General features: G+C 56.0%; 14 protein-coding genes. 8 read left to right on the top strand and 6 right to left on the bottom strand.

Annotated elements, in window-relative coordinates; all coding sequences use genetic code 11:
* Positions 1–23: 23 nt before the first annotated feature.
* The 4 genes from SH421x_RS03260 to SH421x_RS03245 form a co-directional block, all read right to left on the bottom strand.
* Complete coding sequence (locus tag SH421x_RS03260; RefSeq protein ID WP_488853958.1) at positions 24–1,487, bottom strand: glutamate synthase subunit beta; 1,464 nt, start codon at positions 1,485–1,487, stop codon at positions 24–26.
* Positions 1,480–6,087: a glutamate synthase large subunit gene (gene gltB / locus SH421x_RS03255; protein ID WP_488853957.1), complete on the bottom strand. Its 4,608-nt coding sequence runs from the start codon at positions 6,085–6,087 to the stop codon at positions 1,480–1,482. Before gltB ends, SH421x_RS03260 begins: the two co-directional genes overlap by 8 nt.
* A 132-nt stretch (positions 6,088–6,219) precedes the next feature.
* Positions 6,220–7,236 carry a LysR family transcriptional regulator gene (locus SH421x_RS03250; RefSeq protein ID WP_488853956.1) on the bottom strand — a complete coding sequence of 339 codons (1,017 nt, stop codon included), beginning with the start codon at positions 7,234–7,236 and terminating at the stop codon, positions 6,220–6,222.
* Between the two features lie 389 nt (positions 7,237–7,625).
* Positions 7,626–8,978: a peptidylprolyl isomerase gene (locus SH421x_RS03245; RefSeq protein WP_488853955.1), complete on the bottom strand. Its 1,353-nt coding sequence runs from the start codon at positions 8,976–8,978 to the stop codon at positions 7,626–7,628.
* Between the two features lie 163 nt (positions 8,979–9,141).
* Between SH421x_RS03245 and SH421x_RS03240 the strand changes: the two genes are divergently transcribed.
* Genes SH421x_RS03240 through SH421x_RS03230 form a run of 3 tightly spaced genes read left to right on the top strand, consistent with a single transcriptional unit; the run spans position 9,142 to position 12,177 of the window.
* The gene (locus SH421x_RS03240; protein WP_488853954.1) at positions 9,142–9,480 is read left to right on the top strand and encodes an ArsR/SmtB family transcription factor; all 339 of its coding nucleotides are present in this window, start codon (positions 9,142–9,144) and stop codon (positions 9,478–9,480) included.
* Entirely contained in the window at positions 9,477–11,729 is a 2,253-nt protein-coding gene (locus SH421x_RS03235; protein ID WP_488853953.1) for a heavy metal translocating P-type ATPase, read from the top strand. Before SH421x_RS03240 ends, SH421x_RS03235 begins: the two co-directional genes overlap by 4 nt.
* A 13-nt stretch (positions 11,730–11,742) precedes the next feature.
* Positions 11,743–12,177, top strand: coding sequence for a Fur family transcriptional regulator (locus tag SH421x_RS03230; RefSeq protein WP_488853952.1), 435 nt, complete (start codon positions 11,743–11,745; stop codon positions 12,175–12,177).
* 235 nt (positions 12,178–12,412) lie between these two features.
* Here SH421x_RS03230 and SH421x_RS03225 read toward each other — a convergent pair whose 3' ends face one another.
* Together SH421x_RS03225 and SH421x_RS03220 are read right to left on the bottom strand one after the other, a co-directional pair.
* A complete protein-coding gene (locus tag SH421x_RS03225) occupies positions 12,413–13,147 on the bottom strand; it encodes a hypothetical protein (RefSeq protein WP_488853951.1) in 735 nt (244 codons plus the stop codon).
* A 287-nt stretch (positions 13,148–13,434) separates the two neighbouring features.
* Positions 13,435–14,163, bottom strand: a complete 729-nt coding sequence (locus SH421x_RS03220; protein WP_488853950.1) for a hypothetical protein — start codon at positions 14,161–14,163, stop codon at positions 13,435–13,437.
* Between the two features lie 587 nt (positions 14,164–14,750).
* On the opposite strand from SH421x_RS03220, the gene SH421x_RS03215 reads away from it, so the two are divergent.
* The 5 genes from SH421x_RS03215 to SH421x_RS03195 all read left to right on the top strand — a co-directional run bounded on the left by SH421x_RS03215 (position 14,751) and on the right by SH421x_RS03195 (position 21,818).
* Positions 14,751–15,215 (top strand): peptidase associated/transthyretin-like domain-containing protein, encoded by a 465-nt coding sequence (locus tag SH421x_RS03215; RefSeq protein ID WP_488853949.1) that lies wholly within the window; start codon positions 14,751–14,753, stop codon positions 15,213–15,215.
* Positions 15,216–15,314: 99 nt separating this feature from the next.
* Positions 15,315–16,367, top strand: a complete 1,053-nt coding sequence (locus SH421x_RS03210; RefSeq protein ID WP_488853948.1) for a DUF1559 family PulG-like putative transporter — start codon at positions 15,315–15,317, stop codon at positions 16,365–16,367.
* A 1,132-nt stretch (positions 16,368–17,499) separates the two neighbouring features.
* The gene (locus SH421x_RS03205) at positions 17,500–18,495 is read left to right on the top strand and encodes a TolB family protein (protein ID WP_488853947.1); all 996 of its coding nucleotides are present in this window, start codon (positions 17,500–17,502) and stop codon (positions 18,493–18,495) included.
* A gap of 1,098 nt (positions 18,496–19,593) precedes the next feature.
* On the top strand, positions 19,594–20,781 hold the full coding sequence (locus SH421x_RS03200) for a phosphoglycerate kinase (RefSeq protein WP_488853946.1): 1,188 nt from the start codon (positions 19,594–19,596) through the stop codon (positions 20,779–20,781).
* A gap of 146 nt (positions 20,782–20,927) precedes the next feature.
* Complete coding sequence (locus SH421x_RS03195) at positions 20,928–21,818, top strand: metallophosphoesterase family protein (RefSeq protein ID WP_488853945.1); 891 nt, start codon at positions 20,928–20,930, stop codon at positions 21,816–21,818.
* Positions 21,819–22,114: the final 296 nt, after the last annotated feature.

Genomic DNA, 22,114 nt, shown 5'->3' with positions numbered 1-22,114 from the left:
CGCGAGTCGGTCACCATGCTTTGTTACGGAAGTTCCGTCTTCCCCATCAAGTAGCGATCACATTCGCGGGCGGCGCCGCGACCTTCGTTGATCGCCCAGACGATCAGGCTTTGTCCGCGGCGGCAGTCGCCGGCGGCGAAGACGCCGTCAATGTTGGTTGCGAACCGGCCGTACTCGGCTTTGAAATTGGACCGCTGGTCGGTTTCCATGCCCAGCTTTTCGACCAGCGTTTCTTCTGGACCTAAAAAGCCCATCGCCAGCAAAATCAGGTCGGCTTTCCATTCCTTCTCGCTGCCGGCGACTTCCTGCATGTTCCAACGACCGTTGTCGTTTTTCCATTCGACATTGACCGTGCGGATGCCGGTCAGGTTTCCCTTGCCGTCACTGAGAAACTCTTTGCTGAGCACGCAGTAGGTGCGTGGGTCTTGCCCGAACTTCGCTTCCGCTTCCTGGTGACCGTAGTCAACGCGGAAGATCCGCGCCCATTGCGGCCAAGGATTGTCCGGCGCTCGTTCGGCCGGCGGTTGCGGCAACAGCTCAAAATTGACGACGCTCTTGCAACCATGCCGAATCGACGTGCCGAGACAGTCGGTGCCGGTGTCACCACCGCCGATGACGATCACATCTTTGCCTTTGGCCGAGATGTAATTGCCATCTTTCAATTCTGAGTCGAGCAGGCTCTTGGTATTTGCTTTCAAAAACTGCATTGCAAAATAGACGCCGTTGAGATCGCGCCCCGGGATCGGTAGATCACGCGGCTTGGTGGCGCCAACCGCCAAGACAATCGCATCGTTCTCTTTGCGTAGATCTTCCATCGTGACGTTAACGCCGATATGGGCGTTGGTCACAAACTCGATCCCTTCGGCCCGCATCAAGTTGACGCGCCGCTCGACGACGCGTTCTTTTTCGAGCTTCATGTTCGGAATTCCGTACATGAGGAGCCCGCCGATTCGATCGTCACGTTCGTAGACGGTGACCAAATGGCCCGCTTTGTTCAACTGATCAGCGGCGGCCATTCCGGCTGGGCCTGATCCGATCACAGCGACCTTTTTGCCGGTTCGCTTGGTCGGTGGTTTCGGGGTAATCCACCCTTCTTCCCAGCCGCGATCAATGATCGCCGCTTCGATATTTTTGATCGCTACCGGCGGATTGGTAATGCCGAGCACGCAAGCGTTTTCGCACGGCGCCGGGCAAACGCGACCAGTGAACTCAGGGAAGTTGTTGGTCTTATGCAGACGATCGAGCGCTTCTCGCCATCGTCCTTTGTAGACCAAGTCGTTCCACTCTGGGATCAAATTATCAACAGGGCAACCGGTTGCGCTTTGGCAAAACGGCACTCCGCAATCCATGCAGCGTGCGCCCTGAGTCTTCAGGAATTGCTCGTCAACATGAACATGAAATTCATCGTAATCGTGAACGCGAAGCAACGGATCCCGATACGGGACCACTTCGCGTTTGTATTCCATAAATCCGGTGGGCTTACCCATGGCTTTCCGCTCCGCTCAGTTGGACGTCTTCTTCTTCTTCATGCTGCATGCGTTCCATGAGCACCCGTTTGTAGTCAATCGGCATCACTTTCACGAAGCGATCGATCATGTTATCCCAGTCGCTTAGGATCTGCTCAGCGATGAGCGAGCCTGTGTAGCGTTGGTGCAACTGAATGAGCGTACGCACTTCGGTCATGTCATTCTGGTTTTCGAGCCGTTCCAGCTCCACCATGCCAAGGTTGCAATTCTTCAGTAGCTTTTCTTCAACATCCCAGATGTAGGCGATGCCGCCTGACATGCCGGCTGCAAAGTTGCGACCGGTATTGCCCAGCACAATCAAACGTCCGCCGGTCATGTATTCGCAACCATGATCGCCGACCCCTTCGACCACGGCTTGGGCGCCGCTGTTACGCACGCAGAACCGCTCGGCGGCGCGTCCGTTGAAGAAGGCCTGACCCGCGGTGGCGCCGTACAAGCAGACGTTACCGACGATCATATTCTGATTCGCTTGGAAGGAACTAACCTTCGGAGGATAAATGACGATGCGGCCGCCAGAGAGACCCTTACCGACATAGTCGTTCGCGTCCCCTTCCAGCTCGAGCGTCACGCCGCGAGACAAAAATGCCCCGAAGCTTTGCCCGGCCGAACCGGTGAAATCGATATGAATGGAATCATCCGGCAGACCATGTTCGCCATAGCGTTTGGCGATCTCATGGCTGAGCGTGGCGCCAACCGTACGATTGATATTGATAATCTTCGAGCTGAAGCGGATCGGCTGACGCGACTCGATCGACGGCATCGCTTTGGCGATCAGCTCGTTATCGAGCGCAAATTGCAGCCCGTGATCTTGCTTCATGGTGTTGAAGATGCCGACTTTGTCGTGCGCTTTAGCAGGCGGCGTCAGCAGCGGCGTCAAATCAATGCCGTCACTCTTCCAGTGCTGGATCGCAGCGTCAGTTTCCAACAAATCGACGCGGCCGATCAGTTCGTTGAGCGTCCGGACGCCTAGGCTAGCCATCACTTCGCGCGCATCCTCGGCGACCATAAACAGGTAGTTCACGACATGCTCTGGCTTGCCGCTAAACTTCTTGCGCAGCTCCGGATCTTGCGTGGCGATCCCAACAGGACACGTGTTGAGGTGACACTTCCGCATCATGATGCAGCCGAGCGTGATCAGCGGCGCTGTGGCGAAACCGAATTCTTCGGCCCCCAGGATTGCAGCGATCACCACATCGCGGCCGGTCTTCAAACCACCGTCGGTTTGCAATATTACGCGGCTGCGTAGGTCGTTCATTACGAGCGTCTGGTGCGCTTCGGCGATCCCCAACTCCCACGGCAGACCGGCATGCTTGATGCTGGTCAACGGCGAGGCGCCGGTACCGCCGGTATCGCCCGAGATCAAAATGTGATCCGCTTTCGCTTTCGCAACGCCGGCTGCGACCGTCCCGACGCCGACTTCAGAGACCAGCTTGACGCTGATGCGGGCCGAAGGGTTGGCGTTCTTCAGGTCGTGAATCAATTGCGACAAGTCTTCAATTGAATAAATGTCGTGATGCGGCGGAGGACTGATCAGACCGACGCCCGGCGTCGAGTGCCGGATGCGGGCGATGTTTTCGTCCACCTTCTTGCCTGGCAGCTCGCCACCTTCGCCTGGCTTGGCGCCTTGCGAGATTTTGATCTGCAATTCATCGGCATTGGTCAGGTAGTTGATGGTGACACCAAATCGTCCCGACGCGATCTGCTTGATCGCCGAACGCTTCGAATCGCCATTGGGCATCGGAGTATAGCGAGCGGTATCTTCGCCCCCTTCGCCGGTGTTACTCTTACCGCCCAAACGGTTCATCGCGATCGCCAACGACTCGTGCGATTCGGCCGAGATCGAGCCAAAGCTCATCGCACCGGTGCAGAAGCGTTTGACAATCTCGGCCGCCGATTCGACTTCGTCCAGCGGAACCGGCGGCGTGTTATCCAGGAACTTCAGCAGCCCCCGGAATGCACAGCGATTACGTGAATCCTCGTTGATCGTACGTGCGAATTCTTTATAGCTGTCGCGGCTATTGGTACGCGCGGCAACTTGAATGCTGGCGATCGCCTGAGGACTCCAAGCATGATGCTCTCCTTCGGCTCGCCAATGGAATTCGCCCTGGTTGGGCAATACCGGCAGGCGGTTTTCGCTTCGTTCGGGATAGCCCAAACGATGACGACGGATATGTTCTTCCGCCAACACGCCAAAGTCGACTCCTTGCACGCGGCTAGCGGTGCCGGCGAAGCAACGATCGATCACTTCGGTTTGCAGACCTAGCGCTTCAAAGATCTGGGCGCCCTTGTAGGACTGGAGCGTCGAGATCCCCATCTTGCCCATGACTTTGAGAATCCCCTTAGCAACCGCTTTGCGGTAGGCGGAGACAATCTGATCGTCTTCGGCGAACTCTTCGTCGCATAGTCCGTCTTGGCGAGCTTGCCAAAGGGATTCAAATCCCAAGTAAGGATTGATCGCATCGGCGCCGTAACCAACCAGCAGGCAGAAGTGATGCACTTCGCGTGCTTCGCCTGTTTCCAGCACAATGCCGATCCGAGTTCGTTTGGCCGTTTCGACCAAACGATGGTGCGCCGCTCCGCAAGCTAACAGCGTGCTAACCGGAACGCGATCGGCTGCAATGGCGCGATCCGACAAGACAATCAACGAAAAGCCTTCGTCAATCGCTTCTTCGGCCTCATCGCAAATGCGATCGAGCGCCGCGGTCAGGCCTGCTTTGCCTTCGGCCAGCGGGAAGGTGATGTCGATCGTCTTCGACTTCCAACCACGCGTGTCGATATGCTTGAGGGCCGCCAGTTCTTCGTTGGTCAAAATCGGATGCGGAATCAGCAACCGATGGGCGTGCTCCGCCGTCGTTTCCAGCAGATTCCCTTCGGGACCGATATAGCACTCTAGCGACATCACCACTTCTTCGCGGATCGAGTCAACCGCCGGGTTGGTGACCTGAGCGAACAGCTGCTTGAAGTAGTCGTACAGCATCCGCGGCTTGTCGCTTAAACAAGCCAGCGCCGAGTCGTTACCCATCGAACCGACGGGATCACGTTTTTGATGGATCATCGGCAACAGCATAAACTGCATCGTTTCGCTGGTGTAGCCAAACGCCTGCATCCGTTCGAGCAATGTCTCAGGCTCAAAGCCATGCGGCTCGCTGCTTGGGCTGAGCTCTGACAATTCGATCCGTTGCTCACGCAACCATTTGGCGTAAGGACGCTGTTTCGCGAAGGAGTCTTTCAACTCTTCGTCCGGAATCAAGCGACCTTCTTCAAAGTCGATCAGGAACATGCGTCCCGGTTGCAGACGTCCCTTCTCTTTGACGATCGCCGGATCAACCGGCAACACGCCGACTTCGCTGGCCATGATGACGCGGTCATCGTGCGTCAGATAATAGCGGCTGGGGCGCAGACCGTTGCGGTCCAACACGGCGCCGATGTAGTGTCCGTCGGTAAAGACGATCGACGCCGGTCCATCCCACGGCTCCATCAGGCAGCTATGGTATTCGTAGAAGGCGCGCTTCTCTTCGGACATCGTCTCATGTTTTTGCCACGCTTCCGGCACCATCATCATGACCGACTCTTGCAGCGAGCGGCCCGACATCTGCAGGAACTCTAGCACGTTGTCAAACGAGCCCGAGTCAGAACAGTCAGGTTCAATCACCGGGAACAATTGATCGACGTCGGCGCCAAAAATTTCGCTGGCGACAACACCCTGACGAGCGGCCATCCAGTTTTTGTTGCCGCGTAACGTGTTGATTTCGCCGTTGTGCGACATAAAGCGACACGGTTGAGCGCGATCCCACGAAGGGAACGTGTTGGTGCTGAACCGCGAGTGAACCATCGCCAAGTGCGTGGTGAAATCTTCGTCCGACAAGTCGGGATAATACGGCACCAACTGAGCCGGGGTGAGCATCCCCTTATAGATGATCACTTTGGTCGACAAGCTGCAGATGTAAAACATCTTGGCTTGCGGCAAGTTGTCATTGGCCCGCAGTTGGCTCGCCCGCTTACGAATGGTGTAAACGCGCCGCTCGAAGTCTTCCTGATCGGCCACATCATCGCCGGCGGCGATGATCAGCATCTCCATGCAGGGTTCGCAGGCCAGCGCGGTGGGACCGATGTCGGCCTTCTTCGAGTCGGTCGGCACGCCGCGCCAGCCGACCAGTTTCTGGCCAGCTTCGGTGATGTACTTCTCTACCGCCGATTTGCAGAAGGCGCGCGATGCGTCATCTTGCGGCAAGAAAACGACGCCGGCCGCGTACTGACCAGCCGCCGGCAAGACGGCGCCGAGATCGCTTTTGGCGACCTTGGTCAGAAACTCATGCGGCAACGCAGTCATCATACCGGCGCCGTCGCCGGTGTTCGGCTCACAGCCGCACGCACCGCGATGGTCCATATTGATGAGAATCGTTTCGGCGTCGAGAACCATTTGGTGCGAGCGTTCGCCTTTGATATGGGCGACAAAACCTACACCGCAGTTCTCGTGCTCGAAAGCGGGGTCATACAAGCCTTGTTTGCCTGGTCGCTCAGTGCGACCTTGCTGACGCGGCGAATCACTCGCAAAAGCCATGCCTACAACCTTCGTTTGAAAACTCAATCTACTTCGTGTTTTGGTTGGTGCGCCATCCCTGGCAGTAGCGCCGCGCCGGTAGAGACCCCGACCGCGAAAGATTCGCAGACCGAGTCCATCCCGCTCGGCAACTTACGCGCGACTCGAGACTCCATGCTCGACATCGCTTTCCGCAGCGGAGACTTCCGCGGCGGAATACTCTTCCGATTCGGCGAAGAGGGGCGCCGTTTCGGTAGCGACCAGCGCCGCCTTCGCCGCTTCGCTTAGTTCCGCTTTATCATGCAGCAGTTGAATAAAGCGTCGGGCAGTTTTGCCCAACTCTTTTCCTTGACGCGTGATTATGCCAAGCGGACGCACAAGCGGACGACCTTCCAGCTCGATGCAGACAAGCGTACCTGACTGTACTTCACGGACGACCGTCGACGTTGGCAACAAACTGATACCGGCATTGATCTCAATTGCCCGTTTGATGGTTTCGATGTTATCGAACTCCATCACCACATGTGCTTCGGCGCCGTGCGCGGACAAAACCCGATCCATTTCACGACGAATCTGCAATTCAGAATCGAAGCCGACAAAATCGAGCCCATCCAGCTCATCGAGCCAGACCGAAGAACGCGCCGCCAGTTCGTGCTGAGGAGAGCAAACTAGCGCCATCGGTTCTTCACGCCAAGCGACCGCTTTGATCGTTTTGGTATTCCGGGGGTAACTGACCAGACCAAAGTCAACCTGATCCGAAGCAACCATCCGGACGACCGTTTGCGGATGCTGATATTGCAACCGGACGTTTGCTTTGGGGTGCTTCGACAAAAACTCTTGCACGCAGTCATTCATGTGACTGAGGCCGACCGAGTAAATCGAAGCCACCGCGACGCGGCCCCCCACTTCCTCATGGAAAGTGCGAATATCTTCTTCTAACGCATAGTACCGCCGCACAATTTGGCGGCAACCGTGATAGTACAGTTCGCCTTCTGGGGTTGGCACCAACGGCCGCTTCGAGCGGTCGATCAACTTCACCCCCAAGCGTTCTTCTAATTGATGAACAACCTGGCTGGCCCCTGACTGCGAAATGCCGTTCTCATCTGCCGCCCTCGAGAAACTGCGCTGCCCAACCACATCGCAAAACACTTTGAGCGATTTGACGTGCATGGCAATGTTTCGACCGGGACGGATATGACAACCAGTATTTTTAAAACAAATACTGTGATGGACGCAGAATTAAAAACAGACATACGAACCTATTCGGGGCGCGAAGGAGCGTCAAGCGTGCTAACTAACATTTTCGGCAACATTAGTGCCACATTGCGCACGCATCGATCGCAACTTGTACGTGCACAATGCTTTAGGACAGACCAAGAAATGGTCGCTTTCCCTTTACTACATGCCGAAAAGATGCAAAAAAATACCCGACAGGAGGGATCTCGACCCCAACGATCTACTCCCGAAATGCAAAAAATGCCCGGTTATTGCAAAAAAAGGCCGTAACAGGAGCCCTGCTACGGCCACAAATCGTCATGCTAGCAAAAAAGAAGGGAAACTTATTGCACCTTAGTCGGCTGATAGTCGTGTCCTCGATCGCGTATCACTTCGGCCTTGATGATCTTGTCAGGTGCCGGCGCGTTCAGATCCTCGGGATCCCGACGCTGAATCTCGGTCAAAACGTCCATCCCTTCGATCACCCGACCGAAAGCCGTATGCTTGCCGTCGAGCCCCGGCGTAGGGCGAAACGTGATGAAAAACTGCGAGCCTCCGGTGTCTCGACCGGCGTGCGCCATGCTCAGCGTGCCGCTAAAGTGTCGCCGAAAGTTTGGCTTGTAGCATTCGCAAAAGATCGTGTAGCCGGGGCCGCCTGATCCATCCCCCTTAGGATCTCCCCCTTGGGCCATAAAGTTCTCCAGCACGCGGTGGAACGTTAATCCATCATAAAAGTTCTGCTTCACCAGCGAGATGAAGTTGGCGACGGCTTGCGGCGCTTCGTTCTCGAACAGCTCAATGACGATCTCTCCTTTTTCGGTCGTCAAGCGAACACGCGGCAGATCGTCCGCAGCGGCCTCTTTGGCGCGAATCTCTTGCTCGGTCTTCCAGTAGTCGCGATAGACCGTCGAAGCTTGCGCTTCGCCGAGCGCTTCTTCACTTGGCTGAAACTCTTTGTCGCCCGACGTTTGCTTGTATTCCGCGGCTTTTTCCAGTACTTCGAGCGTTTCATCAAACCGATCAGCGCCAAAAGCAGCACGCATCGTCAGCGAATAGATCGTGCTATTCTGGATCCCATTATCGATCAGCAAACGCCCAATTTTGTACGCTTGATTGTTCTTGTCTTTCTTCTGGTCATCCTGAAGGCTCAAGATCATAAAGTTGATCGCGTCGTTATTTGCGCCAGGCGCCTCCTTAAAAGAGGCGACGGCAGCTTGCTTGATCTCGCCCATCAGCTGTTCGCCCTGATCCAGGGCATCGTCATACTGCTTATGAATCGCAACCAACTCACTTTCGTCCGCCAGTCGATACTCTTCCTGCAAGCCGCGCAGCTTGGCCAGCAGCGACTTCCACTCGCCAAACTTCTTGACAAACGCTGCAGTCTCTTCGCCTGGCATCGGAACCGGCTTCGCTTCCTTGGTTTCCTCCGGTTGCTCGGCGGCTGGCTTCATTTCGGCCGCCGGCTTCATTTCGGCTGCCGGCTTCATTTCGGCTGCCGGCTTTTCGGTTGCGACCGGCGGTTTCTCCTCTGCTGGCTTCCCCTCCGCCGGTTTCTCTGCCGCTGCTTTTTCGGCGGCCGTCAGGGGAGCAATCGGGGCTTCCGCATCGTCGGCCAGGGCCAACAACGGGCCGCTGATCGCCGTCAGCGTTACTAGCACGCTCCACAAACTCAGAGTCTGCAACAACTTCCGTAACATCGGATATCCTCTCGTTTCGTCGTAAACGCTTGCAGCGCAGGCAAACCCTCAGCTTATCAAAACGTACGCAACGTGCGAATCGTTCGTTGCCGGGTTTGACCTGAACCGATTTCCATCCATAATTCACTTAAACAGTTCATGAATTGTTGAATTATGGCGTCTTATGGCAACCCTCCCCCACGAAAATATCGCCGCAGACTCCCCGGCCTTGGCCCAGGACGAAGGCGCCCGCATCAGCGCGGCGGCCCTCTTTCATGCATTGGGCGACCCAGCTCGGCTCCATCTAGCCACATTATTAATTCATCGCGAAATGTGCGTTTCGCAATTGGCCGAACTGGTGAATGACAGTTTGCCGGCCGTTTCGCAGCGTTTGAAACTACTCAAGCAAGAACGGATCGTGCGTGCTCGCCGCGAAGGGAAGCACGTCTACTATCAGTTAGATGATGATCATATCGCCGCTTTGGTGATCAACGCGTTGGCCCACGCCGAGGAATCCGCATGAGTACGCAGCAAATCGCGGACATCACGCTCAAACGGGTCAGCCTGCACGTCCCTGAACTCGACTGCGCAGAAGAAGTTCGCCAACTCCGCGTCGGCCTAGAGCCGATCGCCGGGATTCAGCAACTGGACTTTGACGTCCTTAGCGGGCGTATGGACGTCGCCTATGACGACAATCGCTTGACCTACGATCAGCTGGTCGACGCCGTCAGCCATCTGGGGATGACAGCCAAGCCGTTTCGCCAAGGAGGTCAAAGCGAAGCGCAACAAGCGAGCCTGACGCGTGGAAAAGAAATCGCCACGGCAGTCGCCGCGATTTTCATCGCCGCCGGCTTCGTCTTGCATGCGATCACCGCCGGCAGTTTGTTGGCGGCATTCTCAGGCGAACTATTCCCAGCAGCAGCGAAGCATTCGGTCACCTCCTACATTGCCGCTGCGATGTATCTATTCGGCACAATCAGCGGCGCCTGGTACGTCGCCCCCAAAGCGCTGATGTCGGTGCGCCACTTGCGCGCAGACATGAACGTCTTGATGTGCGTCGCCATCTTGGGAGCCTGTTTGCTGGGTGACTTTTTTGAAGCGGCGATGGTCGCGTTTTTGTTCTCAACGTCACTGCTGCTCGAACAATGGAGCGTCGCTCGCGCACGGCGTTCGATCGCTGACCTCATGACCCAAACGCCGCCGCTCGCGCATGTTCGCTGTTGCAGCGATGACTGGAAAGATAAGCCGCTGGCCGAAATCAAAGTCGGCGCCATCTGCCTGGTCAAGCCGGGCGAACGCGCGCCGCTCGACGGTGTGATCACTTCTGGCAACCCTGCAATCAATCAAGCCCCGGTCACCGGCGAGTCGATCCCGGTCGAAAAGAACCTCGGCGACCAGGTCTACGCCGGCACGATCAACGGCGGCACTTCGTTTCAGTTTAAAGTGACGCACGCCGCCGGCGATACGATGCTGGACCGAATCGCGCGGATGATTGAAGACGCCCACAAGCAGCGTGCCCCCAGCGAACAATGGGTCGAAAAATTCTCGGCCTACTACACGCCGGCGATGATGCTGCTGGCCGCGGCGGTAATGATCTTGCCGACGCTGGTCTTGGGGCTCATGTTTGAACTGACTTGGACGCTCGCGACCGAGTGGTTCTACAACGGGCTGGTCTTGCTGGTGATCGCGTGTCCTTGTGCTCTGGTGATCGCGACACCGGTCAGCATCGTCTGCGGCTTGACCGCCGCGGCTCGCAACGGCGTGCTGATCAAAGGAGGACTCGCCCTAGAAACCCTCGCCCGCGTCAATGTATTGGCGCTAGACAAAACCGGCACCATCACCACCGGCGCCCCTGCGGTCACCCAAATCGCCGCTCACAACGGCAATGACGAAAACGAAGTGCTGCGAATCGCCGCGTCGCTCGAACAACACAGTACGCATCCGCTGGCGCTGGCCATCGTCCAAGCGGCTCATGAGCGCGGCCTGACGCTGGTGGAACCTGGCGACTTTGTCGAGACCGCAGGCCGCGGCGCGAGCGGAGTCGTCGATGGTTCGCCAGCTTGGGTTGGCAGCCCAGCGCTGGCGCGAGAACGACTCTGCGACCAAGCACAACTCCAAACGGCTGCAGACGCCGCCAAAATTGGCTCACTGGTCGTCGTGGGGCGACAACATCAATTGCTGGGCCTGATTGTGCTCGGCGATCAAGTTCGCCCCGGCGCCGCCGACGTGATCGCCCAACTGCACCAACTCGGTTTCAAAAATATCGCGGTCATCTCCGGTGACAACAAAGCGGCGGTTGAACAGGTCGCCGCTGAGGTGGGCGTCGACAGCTGGCGCGGCGAACAACTGCCGCAAGATAAGATCGCCGCGGTCCGCCAACTCCGCGGCGACGGCGTGATCGCGATGATCGGCGATGGCATCAATGATGGACCAGCGCTGGCGGCGGCAGATGTCGGCATCGCAATGGGGGCCATCGGAGCTGACGCCGCGATCGAAACAGCCGACGTCGCGCTGATGTCCGACGAGATCAACAAGCTCCCCTGGCTGGTCAGTCTCTCGCGGCGGACGTTGCGAATGATTCAATTCAACATTGGGTTCGCACTCGCCGTCAAAGCGATCTTTGTTCTGCTGGCGATCGGCGGCATGACCAATCTATGGCTAGCGATCATCGCCGACACCGGCGTCTCGCTGCTGGTGATCGCCAACAGCTTGCGACTGCTGCGATCAAGCAATAAGCAAATTTACAACGATTATTCACTGAGCAGTATTTAGAAGGACGGCAATCGTGGCCAAGATCACCGAAATCACCATGAGCGAAGCTCGCGAACTGGTCCGCGGAGCAGGCCTCCGCGGAACATCCTGCCGCTTGAGCGTGCTGCAATATCTATCGGCCGCCACGACGCCGCTGTCGCACGCCGAAGTCGCCGACGAACTTGACTCGCATGGTTACGACAAATCAACCATCTATCGCAGTCTGGTCGAACTCTCCGAAGCCGGCCTCCTCTCCCGCTTCGACGTCGGCGACCATACTTGGCGCTTCGAGTTCCGCCGCGGCGAAACGCATGACGAAGGAACCGAACACCCCCACTTCATGTGCGTCACCTGCGGCAAAGTCTCTTGCCTGGACGATGTCGACATCAAGCTGAAAGCCTCCAACAAAAAGAGCTATAGCAACATCACCGAAGTCCTGCTCAAAGGGCACTGCCGCGAATGCGGCTAAAGCAAAGCGGAAACGGGAAAGCGGAAAGCGGAACAAAACCACACCACACCAACCGGGTGGCCCATCCAGTTCGTACAGAACTGGTTGGGTTGCGTCAGCAACAAGATGCCAGCGCCATGCGATCGCAAACCCGGTGAGATCCGTGGTTCAAATCCAACTGCACTCAAAGCCTTCCCCCTGCAACTCTGCTTAGCAAAAGCAGAAAGGAAGGGGACTTGCCGTCCCTGCAGAAAATTCAGCCCCCAAACAGATCCGGCCGCGCCAATCGCAGACAGACAATTAACATCGCAAACGGCAGCAAGATCATGGTCGCTTCGTAGGCGTAGCCCAGATCGGGGCGCTCATCGAGAGTCTTTCGCGGATCGGTTCCGGCCCAGTAGATATTCAGCACAAACAACAGGGCCAAGACAACCAGCGCAGCATAGCCGGCTGCGGCGTTGAAAAGATCTCCGAGCTCGAACAGCTCGCGAATCAAACTCAACGTGATCATGTTCAAAATGGCGTACGGCAGGATCCCGACTTGCAACACGTGATCGCAGCCTGTCTCACAAAGGGCATCCTTCTCAGGCGGCGGATAAATCAATCTCGCGGCATAGATTGCCGGAAGTGCAAACAGCGCCGCCAATACCGGCAACAGCCCAGGAGCATAAGCCGGGGTAAAGAGCCCCGCGGCCCCGATCATCAACACGACCGCCAAGTTGAAGCGTGGTAGGTCTCTAGCACGCGTCCACAGCACCGCCCCAAACAGGGCGAAGCAACTCAGAATACAGCACCAAGTGTTGTATTCGAACCGCCGATGCACCAACAACAACGGCAACGGCGCCACGGCCGTCGCGATGATCAACCGAGTCAGCGAGAAGCGAACCCGAGAAGAAGCCCTCTCCGGCAACAATGGCGCAACATGCTGAGCAGGCGCCCAGTTCTCTTCCTCTTCATCCGGCAAAGTCGGCGGTTGCGTGGATGGGGACATGAGATCTTGGGGGATGCTGACGATCAGAGTTTTACATGCTGCCTTCACTCTATCGGCAAGCGGGAAGTTCGTCCCCGTTTCGGCAAGATTTTTAAAAGGGCCGGCCATGCTGCCAGGCGGCTGTGAGCCGGATGTTTTCGCGTGGGTTTCAATGTCGCTTGCTGGAGCTACGGGCGGCTGATTTATTGATAGTTATTGGCGATCGATTTTGTCTCAAGACAAGCTACACGGAATTTGGATCGAATCGGGGTATCGTCTTCAGTCAGTTCTGGTAAACCATTCAAGGTTTACTCCTGCAGCAGCCTAGCGAAGAAGACCATTAGCGCGAAAGGAATCAACACCATGGTTATTTCGTAGCGATAGCCCAGGTCAGGGCGATCTCGCAAATCCTCACCGCGATCAATGATCGACCAGTAGACGTTTACCACCAGTAGCAGCACAAAGCTTAATAAGATCGCCGACGCCAAGATCACTTCCCACCAGGAATTCAAAAGCGGCTTACTGTGAGGATGCAAGTTGGCCAGCACTACTGCCCCGAGAGCGAAGCCCCCGAAAGGAAAAATCGCCGTTTGTAGTACTTGAATGCAGTTGGCGGGTACGTAACCCTCTTTTCTCGGCGACGGAAAATAAGATTGAGCGACCAGCATCGCCGGTAGGGCGCATACAATCGCCGCAAAAGGAATGGCGACCCCGTTACCGAGGGATAGAAAAGTGGAAGCGCCCAGGATAATTACGGCTGTCGTATTCAAACGCGGAATTTCCTCCGCCCGAATCCAAAGAATCGTACCAAAAAGCGTGAAACAGCTCCCAATAAAGCACCATGCAAACTCATCATTACGTCGATGCACCAACAACAACGGCAACGGCGCCACGGCCGTCGCGATGATCAACCGAGTCAGCGAGAAGCGAACCCGAGAAGAAGCCCTCTCCGGCAACAATGGCGCAACATGCTGAGCAGGCGCCCAGTTCTCTTCCTCTTGATCCGGCAAAGTCGGCGGTTGCGTTGATGGGGACATGAGATCTTGGGGGATGCTGACGATCAGAGTTTTGCATGCTGCCTTCACTCTATCGGCAAGCGGGAAGTTCGTCCCCGTTTCGGCAAGCTTTTGAATGCCGTCATGCTGCTAAGCAGTTATCAGCCTAGTGCTTTCGCGCGGGATTCGACGTTGCTTGACCAGCCATCGTCCACTTGCTGTCAACTAAAACAGATGGAGCCGGATGGTCAATCTAAGATCAAAACGAAATTAGTCCCCACCACTCTCCACTCAGAAAAAACGCGACAGGCCGATCCGATGGCCGCGTTCAAAGTCCGTGATAGACAGAACCGCTCCCAGCTCAGTCAGTAAACGTCTAGTAAAACACCGAGGCCCACCCCAAGACTAGGTGACTTAAAGCCCCACTTCACGGCAATCTTCCGCTATTAGCGAATATTTCGTACCACAAACCAGCTGTTAAAAGCCTTTTGCACAACCCCAATTGATAATGCTTTTAAAATAAAATAGACTTGCATTCCACCCATAGAGTACAATAGGCACCCACCTAAGATAAGTATTTCCGCAACATCCCCCATATCTCCCACTCTGCTTAGAAAGATGCCGCCTTTATGATCGTGCGAACCTTTGCGGCCATGGTTTTGGCCTGTTTAGTAGGGATGAATTGCGCCGGTTGCAATTCGTCGGATTCAGCCAAGTCCCTTGGGGCCTCTGCGCATGGAGTGGTCACACTGGATGGTGAAATTGTCTCGGATGCCACGATTACGTTTCATCCGGCCGGCACCGTAGAGGACGGAGCGTTTGGGAAATCGAACGCGGAGGGGCGATATGAACTGCGGACATCGGCCAACGCCACGGGTATCGCCCCCGGCGATTATGTGGTGACCGTAAAGAAGGTGAGCTTTCCCCAAAGCAGTGGCCCCAGCACGGATGACCCGAACTACGACGGGGCATCCACCGATAGCGAAACGCCTACCTACCTCATCCCCAAAAAGTTTGGCGAAAAAGGGCCTTCCGCGCTGAAGGTTACCGTCACCCCGGGCGATAACGATATTCCCTTGAAGCTCGAAAAGTAACTTCTTGGCCGTGCGATCGGCGATCTCACGCTTCAAGATATTCACTTCTGCATGCGTATTTCTATTTCTTAATCCCAACCATGCTTTGGAGAACTGTCTATGAAATTTCCTAAACCTCGTTCTAGTGGTTTCACGCTGGTCGAATTACTTGTGGTGATCGCCATTATTGGCGTTTTGATCGCCTTGCTTTTACCGGCCGTGCAACAAGCGCGCGAAGCAGCGCGCCGCATGCAATGCTCAAACAAGCTCAAGCAGCTAGGTCTGGCGCTGCATAACTATCACGATACATTCGGTTCGTTCGTGCCGCGCAAGCAAGGCACGGGAACCGGCGGCAATGAAAACCGTGTAAGCGGTTTTATTGGCCTGCTTCCATTTCTGGAACAAAACGCGATGTACGAACAGATTCAAGCCGGAGATCCGACGGCAGCGACCCCGATTCCGCCGGGGGGACCATCTGGATGGAGTGGTTTCGCGGCTTGGAACAACGCTCCGGATGCATTGGAGTGCCCTTCTGCGAACACGGAAAATCCCACCACATTGCGAACCAATTACGTTTTCAGCGTGGGGGATACTATCACAAACAATCGAGATGTTTCGACACTGCGCGGCATGTTTGCGTATCGCATCGGCGTTCCGTTTAGCGACATTACCGACGGGACCAGCAACACGATTGCGATGAGCGAAACGCTGGTTAACAACTACGGCATCGGCGGCAAAACAGGCAGCATCAAAGTAAACCGAGGAACGCAGACCGGCTTGACCGGTTTGGCAGGCTCCCCTTCGCAGTGCATGGCGACAGGCAACGGTTCGTTCTATACCGACGCATCAACCTTGAAGGGCAGGTCTGGCTCGAGGTGGCAAGACGGCCAAACCGAAAATGTCGGCTTCACGACGGTCCTGCCGCCCAACGCACCCTCTTGCATCGACGGCACCAATGGAAGCGCCGATGGCTCGAACACCATCATGACACCGAGCAGCAACCATCCCGGCGGCGTGCTGGGAATGTTCTGCGATGGTTCGGTCTCGTTCATCGCCGAAACTATCGACACCGGCAACCTAACTGCCGCTTCGGTCACCTCGGGCCCCAGCCCCTACGGCGTGTGGGGCGCGCTAGGATCGAAATCCGGTGGCGAAGCAACGGCTCGACCTTAGCCGATGCGTTGCTAAGCAGAGCAATACATGTTGAAAACAAAGAACGGGCGAAGCAATTCGCCCGTTTTTTTATCGAGTCAGTGGCGCCATGCGATAATATCCGGCCGCTCCCTTTCACTGGCGCGGCGTTTAGAAACCATATCGCCACGACGGGATGCGGCTAAGATCCCTCTGCGTTTTGATCAGCCAATTAATTCCGCCTAAGCATTGCTGTCGAGCCTGGGCCAAGTTTACGCGGCGACGATTTCGCGCCAGAAACTCTCCGTTTTCAAAATCGCACGGGAGGAGCGATACTCAAGCTCTACCCCCAACAACAGAACTCTCGTAAACGCGTTTTACCTAAGTTCTTTGTCGCGTTCGCGAGGAACGTTCTGCGCTCGCTGGAGAAGACCGCTTTGGGCCTCCGTCAGGGTGTGCTGGAAAGACTGCCCATCGAAAAAGACTGACCATGTTGTTAACATATACCCAGACAATATTGCACACCGTGCGGCCTGCTGTTTTCAGTCTGGCGGCGCCTTGTCGTTGATAGCCGGCAACTTCGAGAGAGATTGCCGGGCTTGTTTGCTGCGCCTGGTGCGGGTGATGCACGCAATGCTAAAAAACGGAGAGTTGTGGCACGAAAGCGTCGCAGCGTAAACTCAACTCGGGCTCGACAGCAGGGCCCGCCCTACCGACTTCGCCATCGCATCGTCCCAGTCGTTGCGAGGACGATGCGACGGCGAAGACGGCAGGGCTTAGCGGAAATAATTGGCTGTTCAAGACATAGTGGGATCTCAGCCGCATCCCGTCGTGGTGGCATGGCGAACCAACGCCGCGTCTGTGAATGGGAACGGCCGAATTTTATCGCATGGTGATCCGCAAAAACGGATATGCCGAATGGATGCTTGGGTAGATCCCCTAGAAAATCCCGCTATCGACTTGACGGGGGCTTCCTCATGGATGCCACCCCGCCGGTAGTTCGGCGCTAGTCAGTGAAGTGACGCAGGCTGGGTTAGCCGACAGGCGTAACCCAGCCTGCTTTGTTGGAATATGCGGCAAGAAAACCTTATTATGTCTGCATGCGACGTTACATTCGTTCTCTGGAATGATTGCTGGGTTACGTCTCTCGGCTAACCCTGCCTACGCGACTGCAATGAAACGATACATTACCTACCTCACAGTTGTCGCTCTCTTCGTCGTTCAGGGATGCTTTGGCTCACGGGTCGAGCATGCCTACGTCAGCTTTGACTTGGCCAGTGACGGAAGAACGATTGTTTTTTCGTCGGCCGATGGTGAGTTGTTCATACTTGATTTGACGACCGAGCAAGTTACTAGACTAACGAAGACGACTCGCATAGAAATGTCGCCGTCTTTCTCACCCGACGGAAGTTCGATTGTTTACATGGGCTCCGACGATGACGGCCAATCGTTTCACTTGTTTAACATTGATATTGAATCACGAAGAACCGCAGCGCTGACGGACACGACGGAAGTTTCGGATTCCTGTCCTCGCTACGGGCCCCAAGGGGATGAAATCGTGTTTACCCGCGGACATACGATGAGAAATCACTCACTTGGCGGCACGACATGGGATCATTGGGATGCATACGTGATGAGCGCAGACGGTTCAAATCTGCGCCGCTTGACGGACGAGAAGTATCGCTGGGCTGGTCCCATCGCTCAACGCCCTGACCGAACAGTTGTATTTAATGCGACGGCCTACCGTGATGATGCGTTACATTCCCAACTTTATTCTTGTAAACCGGGATCCCAGTCGCAGTTGCTTGAAACTCAACCCAGCGAAAGGGATCGATCCGGCGAAATTCGGTTCTGGGACCCAGCACTTAGTCCAGATGGATCGTGTCTAACGTATATCTCGGATCGTACGGAGGAATGGAAGTTTGCGATTTGTATTGAATCCGAAGGGGGCGAAGCGGAAGTTGTTGTTATTGATGACTCCCCTATCAATAAGTCGCCTGATTTTGCTCCCGACAATCAAACGATCTATTTCCTGCGTGAGATCAAAAAAAACTACCAGAATCGCAGCATCTTCGGTCTGTGGAGGCTATCGCTCGATACTGACGAATTTCGCGAAATCGCATCCGACGAACTTTTCACTAATCCCGAGAATTGGCAGCCATCCGGTTAAGGATAGTTAGCAGCTTTCGCATGCAAGCCGCGAGGGCGACCATTTTGGGTTTACCTTCGGCCACTAAGCGGTCGTAAAACGCTTGGCTGTTTGGGTTACGCTTTGTCGCGACCAGCGTCGGCATAGAGAGGGCGTTTCGCACATGTGCTCGTTCTCCGCCGGTCGTGCGTTTACCGCGTAGAGCTCCGCTGTTGCACCCTCCTCATAAGCACCCGCTAGAAAACAAAGCCCCCCCCCTCTTTGTTTCGTCGGAGGGAATGGAGATGCTTGCAACGACAAACGGCAGTCGTACCGCAAATTCACTTTGGTTTGAGTAAGTTGGCGAAGGCAGCCCCTTGACAATGTCTCAGTGTTTTGTTATTATACATTCACACATTTTAGTGCGTCGAGCGGCCTGCTGTTTTCAGTCTGGCGGCGCCTTGTCGTTGATAGCCGGCAACTTCGGGAGAGGTTGCCGGGTTTGTTTGCTGCGCAGGGAGAGGGACTTGGCGGTTCGGCAATTCAGCGCGAAAAAAATTGCCGCAGTCCGGTCCGATCGACCGCTCAAAAAAAACGTGGCTGTCCAGTCCACATTGTGAAACTAGTCACGAAGTTTGAAATCGGGTGACACAGTTCGATCGCAGCGATGGGTGTGGTGAGCGGCGCGTAACGCATCCACGCCTATTTTTACGCTGCGCTTCTTCATGGATGCCACCCAATTTGTGCAGATTGTAAGGTGGATCCATCGTGAAAAATGCGATGCAGTCCGGTCCACTCTGACTGTTCAGAAAAAAACAGAGTCCGGTCCGGGCGACCAATCATAAAAACGTGGCAGTCTAGTCCACTCTCCGCGCAGAAAAAAACGGGCGGTCCGGTCCGGTGGTGGTTGCGGTTGCAGTGAAGCTGTGAGGGGGGATCGATTTGGCGCTGGTGATTTGCTTGCGGCCGTTACTTAGCTCGCTTGCGCAACCGGCTAGGAAAGATGAATGTCATTCCACAGAGGCCGCTTTCCTGGTTTGGCTGGCTTGGGTAAAGTGGCGGTTCCGATCGTGATAAAATACGCAACCAGGGCAGATGCTTCGCCCGCCCCGATTCCACCCTCGTACTGAGAGAAGTTTGATGGCCAAAAAATCAATCGCCGACATCGACGTCGCTGGCAAAACCGTGCTGATGCGGGTCGACTTCAACGTTCCGTTGGATAGCGACGGCAACGTGACCGACGCCCGCCGTGTCGAGATGGCTTTGCCGTCGATTAAATCGGTGATCGACCGCGGTGGACGCGTGATTTTGATGAGCCATCTGGGTCGTCCCGAGCCGGGCGCCGACAACTCGAAATATAGCCTGAAGCCTGCCGCCGAAGCGCTAGCCGGTCTGCTGGGCAAACCAGTTGCTTTTGCGACCGATACGGTCGGCGCCGACGCCGTCGCCAAAGCAGGCGCGCTGACCGATGGCGATGTGCTGGTGCTGGAGAACCTTCGCTTTGAAAAGGGCGAAAAGAAGGGGGACGCCGAGTTCGCCGGCAAGCTTGCCGCGATGGCCGATATTTACTGCAACGACGCGTTTGGGACTTGCCACCGCACCGACGCTTCGATGGTCGCGGTGCCCGAAGCGATGGGGAGCAAGCCCAAGGTGGTTGGCTTTTTGGTCGAAAAAGAGATCAAGTATCTGACCGACGCGATCAAGAGCCCGCAGCGCCCGTTTGTGGCGATCCTGGGTGGCGCGAAGGTCTCGGACAAGATCATGGTGATCAAAAACCTGCTGGGCATTTGCGACAAAGTGCTGATCGGCGGCGCGATGGCCTATACCTTCTCACTGGCCCAAGGGGGCAAAGTGGGCGGCAGCTTGGTCGAAAAAGATAAAGTCGATCTAGCCAAAGAACTGATCGCCGCTGGCGGCGACAAGCTGGTGCTGCCGGTCGACACCCACTGCGGCGACGACTTCAAGAGCAGTTGCAACAAAGTGGTGGTCAAAGCGGGCGAGATTCCGGATGGCTTTGAAGGCTTGGACATCGGTCCGGAAACCGCCAAGATTTACGCCGACCTGGTGAAGAACTCGAAGACCGTCGTCTGGAACGGCCCGATGGGCGTGTTTGAGATGCCCCCGTTTGACGAAGGGACCAAAGCGGTCGCTCAGGCCATCGCCGACAGCGATTCGATCAGCATCATCGGCGGCGGCGACAGCGCGGCGGCGGTGGCGCAGCTGGGCTTTGCCGATCAGGTTTCGCACGTTTCAACCGGTGGTGGCGCGAGCCTGTCGATGCTGGAAGGCGAAAAATTTGCGGCGGTTGAGTTGCTGGACGAAAAGTAAATCGACGCTGGACTCGCGAAATAAGAAGCAAGGACGCCTTCCGTTGGGGGGCGTCTTTTTTTTGCGGATCGCGTCGACCATGTATAACAGAGCAAGCGGTTTCGGTTCCTGGACTGCACTTTCTCCCTTTTTTTGCCGATTGATCCATGTCTGACGTTACGCTCTCAACCCTCGGTCGCCGCGCCTTTCTGCAAGGGACGACGCTGCTGCTGACCGCTACGGGGACTTCGCTGCTGCCCGCCGCCGAAAGCCAGCCGACGCTGCGGGTAGGGTTGATTACCGACTTGCACTACGCCGACAAAGAACCAGCCGGCACGCGTTTCTATCGCGAGTCGCTGCGCAAGTTGTCCGAAGCGAGCGACAAGTTAGGCGCCGAGAAGCCAGTGATGATTGTGGAGCTGGGAGACCTGATCGATGCGGCGAGTGATGTGAGCGTAGAGCTGGGGTACCTGAAGACGATTAACAATCTGTTCCAGCAGCTGAGCGACGATCGTCACTATGTGCTGGGGAACCATTGCGTCGACACGCTGACCAAAGCCGAATTTCTGGGGACGGTAGGACAAGCAAAGTCGTACTACTCGCTGGATCGCGCGGGCTTTCACTTTGTGCTTCTGGACGCTTGTTTTAACAGTGACGGGCAGCCATATCAGCGGAAGAACTTCGACTGGACTGACGCCAACATCCCGCCAGAAGAACTGGAATGGCTCGCGAGCGACCTGGCGGCGACCGACAAGCCGACCATCGTGTTGGCCCATCAGCGCCTGGATAATGCCGGCAATCACATGGTGCGGAATGCGGCTGCGGTGCGCGATGTGCTAGAAAAATCAGGCCAGGTCACAGCTGTCTTTCAAGGTCATAGCCACAAGAACAGTTATCAGCAGATTGGCGGCATCCACTATTGCACGCTGGCCGCGATGATTGAAGGAAGCGGTGAGCAAAATAACGCTTACTCGATACTGGATTTACTGCCTGACGGCTCGCTGCGACTGAATGGTTTCCGCAAGCAGGCGAGCTACCACTGGGGCGCACCGGCCTAACCTGATCGCTACAGTCGCTACAACCGGATGCGGCTGAAATCGTCCGACAGAAGTTGTAGCGGTTGGATAATCGTCGTCATCTGTTCTTGGCACGCATGCTATCACGGCTGTAGCGTCGCGCGATCTTTTTCGCGACTAGAAACAGCGGAAGCGTCGATACTCTCTACTGCCACGGACGGGTGAAGTTCGGACACGGATGGGCCAATGCTGACCACTTAGGTTGGAGACGCTATGCCTATCGATTTACTCCATGCTTGGCTCGGAATTGCGTTCGTCGCGATTTGGGCAATCATTGG

The sequence above is a fragment of the Blastopirellula sp. SH421 genome (assembly GCF_057808535.1).
This window is presented reverse-complemented; position numbering and strand designations above follow the sequence as displayed.